Below are 12511 nucleotides of genomic sequence, written 5' to 3'. Positions count from 1 at the left end.
AACCTCTGGATCGCCCTTACTGGACGTCTTTCAGATAGCGGTCGGAGAATGCTTTTTGTGATGCGGCCATCTTGTCGTAGTCCACGGTCTTGGCGCGTGTATATTCACTCGCTGGCAGGAAGCGCGCCTGGATGTCCTTGGGCATGGCGATGTTGCGCACCGGGCGCAGATAGGCATTCGCCCAGATGGTCTGGCCTTCATCGGAGAGCACGAAATCCAGCACCTTTTTCGCGTCGGCGGCGTGCGGCGCCTTGTTCACCAGACTCATGACGTAGGGCACGACCACGGAGCCTTCAGCGGGAATCACGAACTCGACGTTGGCCTTGTCCTTGTACTTGGCGCGATAAGCGTTGAAGTCGTAGTCGAGCAGGATCGCGATCTCGCCCGAGAGCACGCGGGCGTAGGCGGTCTGCTTGGGCACGATGGGATCATTCTTCTTGAGCTGCTTGAAGTAGTCGATGCCCGGACCAAAGTTGTCGAGCGTGCCGCCGCGTGCTTGATTGACCGCGACCGCGCCCACGTAGCCGACGAAGGCCGATGCGGGATCGAGGTAGCCAATGAGGCCTTTGTAGTCGGGCTTGAGCAGATCGGCCCACGATTTGGGCACGGGCTTGCCGCCGAGCGCATCGACGTTCACCATGAAGCCCATGGTGCCCGAGTGGATCGCGAACCAGTGGCCTGCGGGGTCTTTCAGGCCTTCGGGAATGTCGGCGAATTGCGCGGGCTTGTAGGGCTGGACCACGCCGTCTTTCATGGCCTGGTAGGCGAAGGTCACGCCCACGTAGGTCACGTCGGCCACGGGGCTGGCCTTTTCGGCAACGAGCTGAGCTAGCGACTGCCCCGAGTTCTTGTTGTCCGGCGGAACGGTCACGCCCGTCTTGGCCTTGATGGCCTTGATCTGAGTGCCCCAGTCGGCCCATTCGGTGGGGCAGTTGTAGCAGATGGCGGTCTGCGCGAAAGCGCTGCTGGCGACGAGACCCAAGGCCAGCGCCGTGACGCGCGTGAGTTGCTGGATGTGGTGTTTCATGGGAGTGGACCCTCTGATTCGGTTGGCGGGAGGTTGTTGATGGGGAGACTGGTCAAACGGACGGCTTGCGGCCCACCGTCTTCTTCTCGTTGTGTGAACGCTTGAAAGGGGGCGCCGCTGCGCACGATTCGCCCGTGCGGAAGCGGTGCGCGAGCGTGATGCTGGCAGCGGCAGTCAGCGGCGCGTTGGAGGCCATGGCGTGCGCGAGCAGTTCCACGCTACGCTGGCCAATCTCGGCATTCGGCTGCACGATGGTGCTGAGCATCGGCGTCAGGTCTTCACCAAGCGCGATGCCGTCAAAGCCGGTCACGCTGAGTTGTTCGGGCACGCTCAATCCTGCGAGATGCGCGGCGCGGATACAGCGGATCGCGAGCAGGTCGTTGGAGCTGACCAGTGCGGTGGGGCGTTCTGTTGCGGGTTGATTCGCAAGCTGGGTTGCCAGCTCTTGCACTGCGGTTTCGACGAACGGCACTTCGATCAGTGGCAGTTCTTCATGGCCCGCGCGTTTCATGCCGAGCCGGTAGCCGCGATAGCGTTGGCGTGCGCGGTCGGAGGCTTGCAACTGGCCGCTGACCATCGCAATGCGTTCATGACCGAGTGAGGTGAGATGCGCGATCAGTCTGGTCACGGCGGCCGCGTTGTCCACCGATACACAGGGATGCTTGGCGTGCTGGTTGTAGGCCAGTACATAGGGCAGGCGCGCGGTAACCAGCCGCTGTAGCGCGCTCGAACGGGCGGGGTTGGAGACGACCAGAATGACCCCGTCCGCATTGCCCGCGAGCAGCGAGTTCACCGCGCGGTCTTCTCGCTCTACTTGGTATTCGGTAGTGAATGGTTGCACTGCATAGCCTGCAGCGGCGGCGGTCGATGCGATGCCTTCGAAGCATTCGGCAAACACGGGATTGAGCAGCGTGGGCAGCACCACGCCGATCACCTTGCTGCGCTGCGTGCGCAAGGTGCGGGCGCTCGCATTGGGTGTATAGCCGAGTTGGTCAGCAGCTTGCTCCACGCGGGCGCGCGTTTCGGCAGCTACCTTGCCGGGCTTATTCAGAGCACGCGACACGGTGGCCACGGAAACACCTGCAGCCTTGGCGACGTCTTGTATGCGCATGGAGCCTATCCGTTTTCCTGCAAATTCGTTGAAGTCATGTAAACGATTACATTGGGCCTGCGCAGTATGACGAGGGCGTGACAGATGTGTGGGAGGGTTTACCCGTTGAAGGCGCATTGAGGATGTGGCTGAGGAGGGGCTCGATTGCAGGTGGGCAAGAGTCCATGGCACGCGCGCGGTCTACGACTTGAATGATTCGCTCATGTCGGGAGAATGGTCCGTTCCCTCACACTTTCAGGAGACATCGACATGATCCGCAAGAACACGGTCTGCCTCTGGTACGAGAAGAACGCGCTTGATGCTGCGAAGTTCTATGCGCAGACCTTTCCCGACAGCAGCGTGGGTGCAGTGCACCACGCCCCCGGCGACTACCCGGACGGCAAGCAGGGTGACGAGCTGCTGGTCGAATTCACCGTTGCGGGCATCCCCTGCGTGGGCCTGAACGGTGGGCCGCACTTCAAGCACAACGAGTCGTTCTCCTTTCAGATCGCGACCGAGAATCAGGAGGAGACGGACCGCCTGTGGAACGCCATCGTCGGCAATGGCGGCGAGGAAAGCGAATGCGGCTGGTGCCGCGACCGCTGGGGCATCTCGTGGCAGATCACCCCACGCATGCTGCTCGAAGCCTTCACCGACCCTGACCGTGTCGCCGCCAAGCGGATGTTCGATGCGATGATGACGATGAAGAAGCTCGACATCGCGACGCTGGAGAAGGCGCGGCGCGGATGAGTATTTCAGCGCGTCAATCGATATGCGCGCCGGATTCTTTCACTACCTTTTTCCAGTAGGCCAATTCGGCGGGCAATGAGGCCTTGAAGCTCGCCGGATCGGAGACCACGGGTTCTGCTCCGAGGGTCTTGAGGCGCTCCTGCATCGCAGGCGTCGCAAGCACCTTGACCACAGCGTCGTGGACCTTGTTGACGATGGGCGCAGGCGTGCCTGCGGGCGCGAAGAGGCCATACCATGAGGTCACCGCGAGGTCTTTGCCGAGCGGAGGGATCTCGGGCGCGAGCGAGGTGGTTTTGTCGGAGGCTACGCCGAGCACGCGCAGCTTGCCGCTTGCGACGAAGGGCATCACACCGGGAAAGCTGCCGAAGGTCATCGGCAACTGGCCGGCCACCACGTCGGTCGCGGCGGCGGATGCGCCCTTGTAAGGCACGTGAAGCAGGTCGATGTGTTTTTGCGTCTTGAGCATTTCGCCGAGCAGATGGTTCAGCGTGCCGTTGCCTGCCGATGCGAATTCGACCTTGCCGGGATGGGCCTTGGCATGGGCCACGAGCTCGTCAAGATTCTTGGCTGGGAACTTGGGATTCACCACCAGCAGATACGGCGCGACCGCGAGCTGCATGACTGGCGTGAAGTCCTTGATCGGATCGAACGGAATGCTGCTGTAGAGCGCGGGATTGATGGTATAGGCACTTTGCGCGGTGACCAGCCAGGTGTGGCCGTCGGGCGTGCTGCGGGCGACCTGGCTGGTGCCGAGATTGCCGTTGGCACCGGGGCGGTTGTCCACGATGACGGGCTGACCCAGTGCGCTCTCCAGCCCTTGCGCCACGGCGCGCGCGATCACATCGTTGGCACCGCCGGGGGCCTGCGGAACGACGAAGGTGATGGGCTTGGTGGGCCAGTGGATTGTCTGTGCCCATGCGTGCGGCATGCAGGTGCACGCGGCCAACAGACCGAGAGAAGTCAGTGCGGCAAATTGCCGGCGTTGGATAGCGTATGGGCGGGAGGCAATGGCGTGAACCTTGGAGCTTTTCATGGCAGTCTTCTGTTGTCTTGACGGGAGCGTAAAGCGCGAAGAATAGCCGAGGCCGCACAGCGTGCCGAGATAGGAAGTAATCAGAGTCGAGGTGCGGACCGTGAATGCAGAAAAGCGGGCGCCAGTCCGGCCAAGAGCATGGACGCGTTGCGCAGCGCCGGGAGGACATCGGCCTGCGCGCGCTTGAGATCGAACTCCAAGCGCAACAGGTTGGCGCTGATGGCCGCGCTTACCTGATTTTTCTCGTCATAGATCGGCACGGCCAATCCGGTCACATGCGGGTCGAACTCGCCATCTACCCATGCATAGCCATCGCGCTGAATCTGTGCAAGTGACTGTGCAATCGCGTCTTTCTCCGTCAAGGTGTGCTGTGTCAGCGGTGCGAGCGCATGCGTTTGCAGATAGCGCTCGCGCACCTCGGTGTGGCAGTGCGCTAGCAGCAAGCGGCCCGGAGCGGTGGCGTAGGCCGGTAGGCGGCTGCCCATGCCCAGCCGCAGCGACATGATCTTGCTCGATGGAATGCGCAGCACAAACACCGCGTCGCTGCCGTCGAAAAGCGCGATCGCGCAGGACTCCTGCAACTGCGCACACAGGCTTTCCAGCACGCGTTGTGCATGGCCCCAGAAAGGCAGTGAAGTCAGATAGCTGGTGCCCAGGCTGAGCACTTTGGTCGTGAGGTGAAATACCTTGTCCTCATCCAGTACCGCATAGCCCAACTCGCACAATGTGAGAGAGATGCGCCGTACTACGGTGCGCGGCAAGCCAGTGGCGGTAGCGATGCTGGCAAGCGTGTGAGGACCGCTGGTGCCCATGGTCTCCAGCACGCTGAGGCCGCGCGCAAAGGAGCGCACGAAGCCTTCGTTGTCCAGTTCCGTCATGTCCTTGTTTCCCAGAATCGGGCGCGCATGCAGGGCAGTGCCGAAGCAGCCCTTAACGAGAGGCGAAGTGCGACTGCGGCAAACGATCTTGACGCCCAAGATGAAGTGTTCTTAAATATCCGTTGGACGGATTTATAAATCCGCCAGGAGGACAGTATACCTATATTTCCATTCTGGAAGGAGACAGAACAATGAATCGTCGCCACCTACTTGCTTGCATCAGTGCTGCAATGACTGTGGGGCTGCATGGGGCCGCGCAGGCGCAAAACATGCCGTCGGATCTACCGGCCGGCAAGCCTTACAGGATCATTGCGCCGAGCTCCCCGGGCGGGATTCTGGACATCACCAGTCGGCTGATCGCCAAGTCGTTGGGTGAGCGTATCCATCAACCTGTGATCGTGGAAAACCACCCGGGCGCAGGTGGTGCGATCGGAATCCAGGCCATGCTTCGTGCCGAGCCGGATGGCCGCACGCTGGTGATGGGCAGCCTCGGACCGAACGCCGCAAATTACGAGTTGCAGAAAAAACTACCCTATACCTTCGGCGATATGACGGCAGTGATTCATGTGCTGTCCATGCCGGACGTTGTGGTGGTCAATCCCCGCTTGTCTGTCAAGTCGGTGGCCGATCTCAAGCAGTACGCGAGCACCAAGCCTGACGGTCTGTCGATGGCGGTCTCCACCAGCGGTTCGTCCGGCCATCTTGCGGGTGCGCTGTTGAATCAACGCACCGGCATCCGTTCTGTGGACGTTATTTACAAAGGTGCATCGCCAGCGCTGACCGACCTGATCGCCGGTCAGGTGGACTACATGGTGGACAACCTGATTACGGCGTTGCCGTTGATACGCGGTGGAAAGATTCGACCGATTGCCGTAACCACGCGCGAGCGCAGCAGCGAGTTGCCCGACGTGCCCACGCTTGTGGAGTTGGGCTATCCCGACTTTGATGTGTCGGTGTGGTTGGGGCTGTTCGTTTCGTCCAAAACGCCGCCCGCCGTCGTGAAGGCGCTGAACGCTGAACTCAATACAGTGCTGGCAGACCCTGATGTGCGCAAGACGATTGCGCAGCAAGGCGGCGCTGCCGTGGGCGGTAGCCCGCAGGACTTTGAGCGTTTCGTGCAACGTGAGAAGGATCGCTGGACCGAAGTGATCCGCGTCGGAAAGATCCAGTCGGATTGAAGCAGTCCCACGCTTGTGCGGGGCGAAAAGATGAAGGAGACAGTCAGATGGAAATGAAGGACAAGGTGGTGGTTGTGACGGGCGCTGGCAACGGCATTGGCAAGGCAACGGCCCTGTTGCTTGCAAGGCTCGGTGCGAAGGTGGTCGTCAACGATCTGGGATCAAGCGGCAATGGGGAAGGTCAGGCCGCAGGTCCGGCCAACCAGGTGGTGGGCGAGATCGTTGCCGCAGGTGGGCAGGCGGTAGCCGACACGCATTCGGTGGCCACGCGCGAGGGCGCGGCCAGCATCATTCAGACGGCGGTGGATCGTTTCGGTCGGATCGATGGTGTGGTCAACAACGCGGGCATCCTGCGTGACCGCATCTTCCACAAGATGAACGAGGACGAATGGCGCGCCGTGATCGATGTGCATTTGCACGGCAGCTATTTCGTGAGTCGTGCCGCAGCACCTTTTTTCAAGGATCAGGAAAGCGGCGTCATGGTACACATGACATCGACCTCTGGGCTGATTGGCAATTTCGGTCAGGCCAACTATGCGGCGGCCAAGTTGGGAATGACCGCGCTGTCCAAATCGATTGCGCTCGACATGGCGCGATTTAACGTGCGCTCCAACTGCATCGCACCGTTTGCCTGGAGCCGGTTGATCGGCACCCTGCCAAGTGAGACTGAGGCCGAGAAGCAGCGTCTTGCCCGCATGCAATCGATGAAGCCGGAGCAGGTTGCGGCAGTCGCGGCCTTTCTCATCAGCGACGATTCTGCGGAAATCAACGGCCAGGTCCTCGCGGTGCGTGGCAATGAGGTTATGGTGATGAGCCAGCCGCGCCCGTTGGTCTCGGTGCACAGCGCCACGGGCTGGGATCAGGAGAGCTTGCGCACACACGCGCTGCCGGCCATCAAGCGGGCATTCACGCCACTGGAACGTTCGCCCGAAGTGTTCTCCTGGGACCCGGTCTGAGGGCGCGACGATGATCGACTATGAGGCTGTAAAGCATTGGCAGTTTGCCGACGTCATCAACGAATATTCGCAGGACGATGTCATCCTGTACGCGCTGAGTCTGGGCATGGCGGAAGATCCATTTGACGAATCGGATCTGGGCTACGTCGTGGAGGATGATCTGCGCGTCGTACCGACCTTGCTCGCCACAGTGGGTGCGCCGGGTGCGTGGGCAACGGATCCGAAAACAGGCATCGACTGGATGCAGATTCTGCATGGCGAGCATCGCATGCGCTTCGACGCCGTCTTGGCACCCAGTGGCAAGCTGCTGAGCAGGACGCGAGTGAGCGGTATCGTCGACAAGGGCGTCGGAAAAGGTGCATTGGTCACGACCGAGCGCGAGGTCCTTGATGCGGACAGCGGGCGGCGAGTTGCCTATGTGGAGCATGTCTCTTTTTGCCGCGCAGATGGCGGCTATTCGACAATGGGCAGGGCGTGCAGCGACGCACCCTTGCCTGCGCTGCAAGCCGCGCCCACCAGCGCCCATGATGTCGAAATCGAGATGGGTACACGGCGCAACGCCGCACTGCTCTATCGACTCAACGGTGACCGCAATCCGATTCATGCACTACCGCAGGTCTGGCGCAATGCGGGGTTCGAGCAACCGATCCTGCATGGCCTTTGCACCTATGGGATGGCGGCGAGGGGACTGCTTCGGCTGGTGTGTGGCAATGCGCCGCAGCGCCTGGCAAGCATTGCGGCGCGATTTTCTGCTCCGGTGATTCCTGGTGAAACCCTGATCCTGCGTGTGTGGCACGGCATGCAGGATCCGGTCTCTGCAACGCAGGCAGTTCACTTTGAGGTCTGGGTCAGGGAGCGTCAGTGCAAGGTGCTGAGCCATGGGGTGGCCGAGATTCGAATGTCGGCCGAATGAAGAGGAACGCTGGATATGTCCACCATTGAAACCTTTGCCCGCGACAACCCCGACGGTGTTGCCTATTACATGGTTCCTTCGGGGTGTGCGGTGCGATGGCACGAACTGGAGCAACGCTCGCGTCAATGCGCTGCGGCCCTGGTGGCCTCGGGTTTGAAGCAGGGAGACGGTATCGCCATCTTTCTCGAGAACCATGTGCGCTATTTCGAGATCATCTGGGCGGCGTACCGCGTCGGCCTGTACTACACGCCCATCAGTCGGCATCTCAAGGCCGACGAGGTGAAATACATCCTTGAGGACTGTGGTGCCAAGGCAGTCTTCTGTTCCCGCGAAACGCTTGGCGACATCGATGCCGACGTGCTGTTGAATTTGCCGCTCAAGCGGGTGTTGCTGGATGGAGAGCGTCCGGGTTTTGAGGGCTACGATCACTTCATCGCCAGTGTCGCAGCTTGCGTCCGACTGCCGCAAACCATGCAGGGCATGGATTTTTGCTACTCGTCTGGCACGACGGGCCTGCCCAAGGGCATCAAGCGACCGCTGGCGGATGCGAACAAGTTCTTTGCCAGCAAGGATGATCCGCGCACTCGCTGGAAGGAGTTCGACGCAGGCTCCGTATATCTCTCGACGGCGCCGTTCTATCACACCGCACCGATTCGCTGGAACATGAATGTGATGAAGGTGGGTGGCACCAGCGTGATGATGGAGAAGTTCGATCCGCTGCTCGCGCTCGAAGCCATCGAGCGTTTTGGCGTCACCCATGCGCAATGGGTGCCGACCATGTTCATTCGCATGTTGCGCTTGCCCGATGCTGATCGCGCGCGCTTCGATCTGGGCAGCATGCGCTTTGCGATTCATGCGGCCGCACCCTGTCCTGTCGCCGTCAAGGAACAGATGATCGATTGGTGGGGGCCGATTCTGTTTGAGTTCTACAGTGGCACGGAACTGGTGGGGCGCACGTCGCTCGACTCCGCTGAATGGCTGGCGCACAAGGGTTCGGTCGGCAGGCCTGAATTTGGACAGGTGCACATCGTTGATAGCGAGGGGCAGGAGCTACCTGAGGGTGAAGCAGGCGTGATCTACTTTTCGGGTGGCGGAAGCTTCACATACCACAACGATCCTGAGAAAACCCGCAGCGCCTACAACGACCGCGGCTGGGCCACGTATGGCGACATCGGCTATCTGGACGAGGAGGGGTACCTCTATCTCACGGATCGGCTGGCCAACACCATTGTTTCGGGCGGGGTAAATATCTACCCTCAAGAGGCCGAGAACATTCTCTCCATGCATCCCGCGGTGTCCGACGTAGCGGTAGTTGGCGTGCCCAACGAGGAGTTTGGCGAAGAGGTCAAGGCCGTCGTGCAATTGCAGAACGCTGCCGACGCGAGTGACGCGTTGGCCGCCGAACTGATTGCGTTGTGCCGCAGCAAGATGGCGGCGCTCAAATGTCCGCGCTCGGTGGATTTCGTCAGTGAACTGCCGCGTGCCGATTCGGGCAAGCTGCTCAAGCGTTTGGTCAAGGCACGCTACTGGCCACAAGCCAGCCAGATTGCCCACTGACACCATGCACAAGAAAGGCCGGAGACTGCAATGAGTCACAACGACGATCAATGGATGAAGCGCACTGCCTTTTCATCGGACCATGAGATGTACCGCGCCAGCGTGGCCCGCTTCATCGCGGACAGGATCATGCCGCATCATCACGATTGGGAAAATGAGGGGATGGTGCCACGCCAGCTCTGGCGCGATGCGGGAGCCGCTGGCCTGCTGTTGCCCAGCATTTCAGACGAATACGGCGGCGGTGGAGGCGACTTTCTCTTCAGCGCCATCGTGGTCGAGGAAATCGCTCGCGCACTGGCTACAGGCGTGACCGGATTCACGACACACTCGGAAAACGTCGCACCCTATTTGCTGGAGTTCGGCAGCGAGGCGCAGAAGAGAGCGCTCCTTCCCGGGATGGCGAGCGGTGACATCGTGGGATCGGTTGCCATGACCGAGCCCGGCACCGGCAGTGATCTGAAGGCGATCCGCACGAGCGCGGTTCAAGTGGATGGGGGATTCCGGTTGAGCGGTCAGAAAACGTTCATCACCAACGGCTTTCACGCGGACCGAGTGCTGGTGTTCGCCAAGACGGATTTGGCGGCGGGAGCGCGCGGCGTCAGCTTGCTATGGGTGGACACGCGCAGCGAGGGCTTCAGCCGTGGCCGCCTGCTCGACAAGATGGGGCAGAAGGCGCAGGACACGGCCGAGCTGTTTTTCGACAACGTTTTTGTGCCGCACGACATGTTGGTTGGCGAAATCAACAAAGGCTTTGCGTACGGCATGCACGGACTGGTGCGTGAGCGCCTGTTGATCGCGCTGCGCTGTGCCACTGCGCTGGAGGTGGCGCTGCAATGGACCGTCGACTACGTCAAGCAGCGACACACCTTTGGCAAGCCGCTGATCGAGAACCAATTCATCCGTTTCAAGCTCGCCGACATCAAGGCGCAGACCTGGGCCACGCGAGCGCTGGTGGACAACTGCCTGGCCCAGTTTCTGCGTGGCGAGCTCACGCCCGACGGCGCGGCAATGGCCAAGCTGTGGGCCAGCGAAGCCACGCGCTCCATCGATGATCTGCTCCAGTTCTTTGGCGGCTATGGCTACATGCGGGAGTACCCGATCGCACGGGCCTATACCGATGTGCGGCCCAACCGTATTTATGGCGGATCGTCCGAAATCATGCGCGAGGTGATCGCACGAGCGATGTGATGTCGGCCCCTTGCTGACAAGAAGGAAGAAAGCAACTCATGAGTCAATCACTTTCGCGTTCGATCGCCATCGCTGGCGTGGCCGAATCCGATCTGGGCAAGGTGCCCGGCAAGTCGGCGTTGGAATTGCAGGCGCAGGCCGCGCACGCGGCACTGGGCGAAGCGGGGCTTTCACTGAAGGACGTGGATGCGGTTTTTGCGCATACCGATGATCGTTTCTCCAGTCTGCAGGTGGCAGAGTATCTGGGTATCACACCGCGTTATGTGGATTCCACCAACGTGGGCGGTATGTCCAACATCGTGCATATCCGGCATGCGATGAACGCCATTGCCTCGGGCATGTGTTCGGTCGCACTGATTACCTATGGCAGCACGCAGCTCTCGGATGGTTCACGCAAGAGCGGCGCGGTGGCGGCGGACAGTCCGTCGACGGCGCGCGGCCAGTTCATCCTGCCCTATGGTCATCTGAGCCCCATCGGTTACTACGCCATGGTTGCGCAACTGCACATGCACCGCTATGGCACCACGCCTAAGGATCTGGCGGAAGTCGCGGTGGCAGCGCGGCGCTGGGCACAACTCAATCCCAAGGCCTATCGCCGCGAGCCGACCAGCATCGACGAAGTGATGGCATCGCCGTTGATGGCTGATCCGCTGCGCCAGCGAGACTGCTGCCTGGTGACAGATGGTGGCGGTGCACTGGTGGTGGTGTCTGCCGAACGGGCACGCGCGCTGCGCTCGAAGCCTGTCTATGTGCAGGGCATCGCGGAAACCTACGCGCATCACTACACCCCTTTCAATACCGATGATTGGCTGGACACCGGGGTGGCAGCTACTGCACAGGCGGCGTTCGACATGGCGGGCGTCACGCGTGAGGACATGGACGTGGTGCAGATTTATGACCACTTCACGATTGGCGTGCTGCAGTCGCTTGAGGAGCTGGGCTTTTGCAAGCGCGGGGAGAGCGGGGCCTTTGTCGCCGACGGTGCGCTGGCTCCGGGTGGACGCTTTCCGATCAACACATCGGGCGGTGGGTTGTCTTACGGCCATCCCGGAATGTTCGGCATCTTTCTTGTGATCGAAGCGGTGCGCCAGTTGCGCGGCGAGTGTGGGGGTCGCCAGATCGCGGATGCGCAACTTGCGCTGTGCCATGCGCCGGGTCTGGTTTTCTCCGGCAATACCACCATGATTCTGGGAGTGTGATGATGACCAATTTGCAACGACCTTTGCCACAGCCCACCGACATCACGCAGCCCTATTGGAGTGCCGCAGCCAAGGGCCAACTGGTGTATCAACACTGCCCGGACTGCCAGCACTGGCAGTTCTATCCACGAGCCTTCTGTGTGCGATGTGGATCGGATGCCATCCAATGGGGCGAAGCCTCGGGTGAGGGCGTGATCTATACCTTCACCATCAACCGGCGTGCGGCGAATGCCTTCATGAAAACGCGATTGCCCTATGCGGTTGCGATGGTGCAGACCAGTGAAGGGGTGAAGACCATGGCCAACATCGTGAATGCCGATCTGGACTCGCTGTACATCGGAATGCCAGTGCGTGTGGTGTTTGAGCAGATCAATGACGACCTCGCCTTGCCGCAATTTCAGCCCGCGTAGTCAACGATCCATGTCCTGCCGCGTCTTGGGAGGCTCGTTGGCATTTCTTCGGCTCTTGCCTGCACGGCCGGCCTTGCTCCACTCATAGTCATGGCCATCGGGCGTCTTGCCGTCTTCGACGGCGCTTACCCCCATGGGCCCGACCATCTCGCGCAGTTCGGAGGACATGGTCACATGTGCATTGCGAAGGTCTGCGCGCAGCACTTGGCACTGCTTGAGTGCCTCGCTCATCTGCTTGTCGTCGTAGTGCAGGCACGCGGGCTGCCACGACGGGGCGAGCCCCTCGGGGCTCGCGTTGTGCATGTAGAAGACGACGATGCTCATATCAACGG

Annotated in this window: 13 protein-coding genes; 8 read left to right on the top strand and 5 right to left on the bottom strand. The window is 60.9% G+C overall.

The features are described 5' to 3' along the window. Positions 1-16 precede the first annotated feature (16 nt). On the bottom strand, positions 17-1027 hold the full coding sequence (locus G7047_RS17930; RefSeq protein ID WP_166308389.1) for an ABC transporter substrate-binding protein: 1011 nt from the start codon (positions 1025-1027) through the stop codon (positions 17-19). A 52-nt stretch (positions 1028-1079) separates the two neighbouring features. Beyond that, the gene (locus G7047_RS17925; protein ID WP_166308386.1) at positions 1080-2138 is read right to left on the bottom strand and encodes a LacI family DNA-binding transcriptional regulator; all 1059 of its coding nucleotides are present in this window, start codon (positions 2136-2138) and stop codon (positions 1080-1082) included. Between the two features lie 249 nt (positions 2139-2387). On the opposite strand from G7047_RS17925, the gene G7047_RS17920 reads away from it, so the two are divergent. Next, positions 2388-2867, top strand: coding sequence for a VOC family protein (locus G7047_RS17920; RefSeq protein ID WP_166308383.1), 480 nt, complete (start codon positions 2388-2390; stop codon positions 2865-2867). A 13-nt stretch (positions 2868-2880) separates the two neighbouring features. Here the strand turns inward: G7047_RS17920 and G7047_RS17915 are convergent, their stop codons facing one another. Together G7047_RS17915 and G7047_RS17910 are read right to left on the bottom strand one after the other, a co-directional pair. Further along, complete coding sequence (locus G7047_RS17915; protein ID WP_166308380.1) at positions 2881-3900, bottom strand: tripartite tricarboxylate transporter substrate binding protein; 1020 nt, start codon at positions 3898-3900, stop codon at positions 2881-2883. 80 nt (positions 3901-3980) lie between these two features. After that, on the bottom strand, positions 3981-4778 hold the full coding sequence (locus G7047_RS17910) for an IclR family transcriptional regulator C-terminal domain-containing protein (protein ID WP_166308377.1): 798 nt from the start codon (positions 4776-4778) through the stop codon (positions 3981-3983). 191 nt (positions 4779-4969) lie between these two features. Between G7047_RS17910 and G7047_RS17905 the strand changes: the two genes are divergently transcribed. From G7047_RS17905 to G7047_RS17875, 7 genes are read left to right on the top strand one after another with little or no spacing between them, the layout of a single operon-like run. Beyond that, on the top strand, positions 4970-5956 hold the full coding sequence (locus tag G7047_RS17905; protein WP_166308374.1) for a tripartite tricarboxylate transporter substrate binding protein: 987 nt from the start codon (positions 4970-4972) through the stop codon (positions 5954-5956). A 53-nt stretch (positions 5957-6009) separates the two neighbouring features. Then, on the top strand, positions 6010-6912 hold the full coding sequence (locus G7047_RS17900; protein WP_166312131.1) for an SDR family NAD(P)-dependent oxidoreductase: 903 nt from the start codon (positions 6010-6012) through the stop codon (positions 6910-6912). Between the two features lie 10 nt (positions 6913-6922). Beyond that, positions 6923-7825 carry a MaoC/PaaZ C-terminal domain-containing protein gene (locus G7047_RS17895; RefSeq protein WP_166308371.1) on the top strand — a complete coding sequence of 301 codons (903 nt, stop codon included), beginning with the start codon at positions 6923-6925 and terminating at the stop codon, positions 7823-7825. A gap of 15 nt (positions 7826-7840) precedes the next feature. Beyond that, positions 7841-9382 (top strand): AMP-binding protein, encoded by a 1542-nt coding sequence (locus G7047_RS17890; protein WP_166308368.1) that lies wholly within the window; start codon positions 7841-7843, stop codon positions 9380-9382. 30 nt (positions 9383-9412) lie between these two features. After that, the gene (locus G7047_RS17885; RefSeq protein WP_166308365.1) at positions 9413-10570 is read left to right on the top strand and encodes an acyl-CoA dehydrogenase family protein; all 1158 of its coding nucleotides are present in this window, start codon (positions 9413-9415) and stop codon (positions 10568-10570) included. Between the two features lie 38 nt (positions 10571-10608). After that, positions 10609-11769, top strand: coding sequence for an acetyl-CoA acetyltransferase (locus G7047_RS17880; protein WP_166308362.1), 1161 nt, complete (start codon positions 10609-10611; stop codon positions 11767-11769). Next, the gene (locus G7047_RS17875; RefSeq protein WP_240939167.1) at positions 11769-12179 is read left to right on the top strand and encodes a Zn-ribbon domain-containing OB-fold protein; all 411 of its coding nucleotides are present in this window, start codon (positions 11769-11771) and stop codon (positions 12177-12179) included. The genes G7047_RS17880 and G7047_RS17875 overlap by 1 nt, the downstream gene beginning before the upstream one ends. Here the strand turns inward: G7047_RS17875 and G7047_RS17870 are convergent, their stop codons facing one another. Beyond that, the gene (locus G7047_RS17870; protein WP_166308359.1) at positions 12180-12503 is read right to left on the bottom strand and encodes a hypothetical protein; all 324 of its coding nucleotides are present in this window, start codon (positions 12501-12503) and stop codon (positions 12180-12182) included. It lies immediately after the preceding gene. Positions 12504-12511: the final 8 nt, after the last annotated feature.

It is taken from the genome of Diaphorobacter sp. HDW4A, from assembly GCF_011305995.1.
Lineage (GTDB): Bacteria > Pseudomonadota > Gammaproteobacteria > Burkholderiales > Burkholderiaceae_C > Diaphorobacter_A.
The sequence above is the reverse complement of the archived record's forward strand: the minus strand, read 5'-3'. Positions and strand labels throughout refer to the sequence as shown.

Bases quoted from the DNA above. Each gene is read 5' to 3' on its own strand.
- G7047_RS17930 (WP_166308389.1), bottom strand. From the start codon at position 1,027: ATGAAACACCACATCCAGCAACTCACGCGCGTCACGGCGCTGGCCTTG.
- G7047_RS17925 (WP_166308386.1), bottom strand. From the start codon at position 2,138: ATGCGCATACAAGACGTCGCCAAGGCTGCAGGTGTTTCCGTGGCCACC.
- G7047_RS17920 (WP_166308383.1), top strand. From the start codon at position 2,388: ATGATCCGCAAGAACACGGTCTGCCTCTGGTACGAGAAGAACGCGCTT.
- G7047_RS17915 (WP_166308380.1), bottom strand. From the start codon at position 3,900: ATGAAAAGCTCCAAGGTTCACGCCATTGCCTCCCGCCCATACGCTATC.
- G7047_RS17910 (WP_166308377.1), bottom strand. From the start codon at position 4,778: ATGACGGAACTGGACAACGAAGGCTTCGTGCGCTCCTTTGCGCGCGGC.
- G7047_RS17905 (WP_166308374.1), top strand. From the start codon at position 4,970: ATGAATCGTCGCCACCTACTTGCTTGCATCAGTGCTGCAATGACTGTG.
- G7047_RS17900 (WP_166312131.1), top strand. From the start codon at position 6,010: ATGAAGGACAAGGTGGTGGTTGTGACGGGCGCTGGCAACGGCATTGGC.
- G7047_RS17895 (WP_166308371.1), top strand. From the start codon at position 6,923: ATGATCGACTATGAGGCTGTAAAGCATTGGCAGTTTGCCGACGTCATC.
- G7047_RS17890 (WP_166308368.1), top strand. From the start codon at position 7,841: ATGTCCACCATTGAAACCTTTGCCCGCGACAACCCCGACGGTGTTGCC.
- G7047_RS17885 (WP_166308365.1), top strand. From the start codon at position 9,413: ATGAGTCACAACGACGATCAATGGATGAAGCGCACTGCCTTTTCATCG.
- G7047_RS17880 (WP_166308362.1), top strand. From the start codon at position 10,609: ATGAGTCAATCACTTTCGCGTTCGATCGCCATCGCTGGCGTGGCCGAA.
- G7047_RS17875 (WP_240939167.1), top strand. From the start codon at position 11,769: ATGATGACCAATTTGCAACGACCTTTGCCACAGCCCACCGACATCACG.
- G7047_RS17870 (WP_166308359.1), bottom strand. From the start codon at position 12,503: ATGAGCATCGTCGTCTTCTACATGCACAACGCGAGCCCCGAGGGGCTC.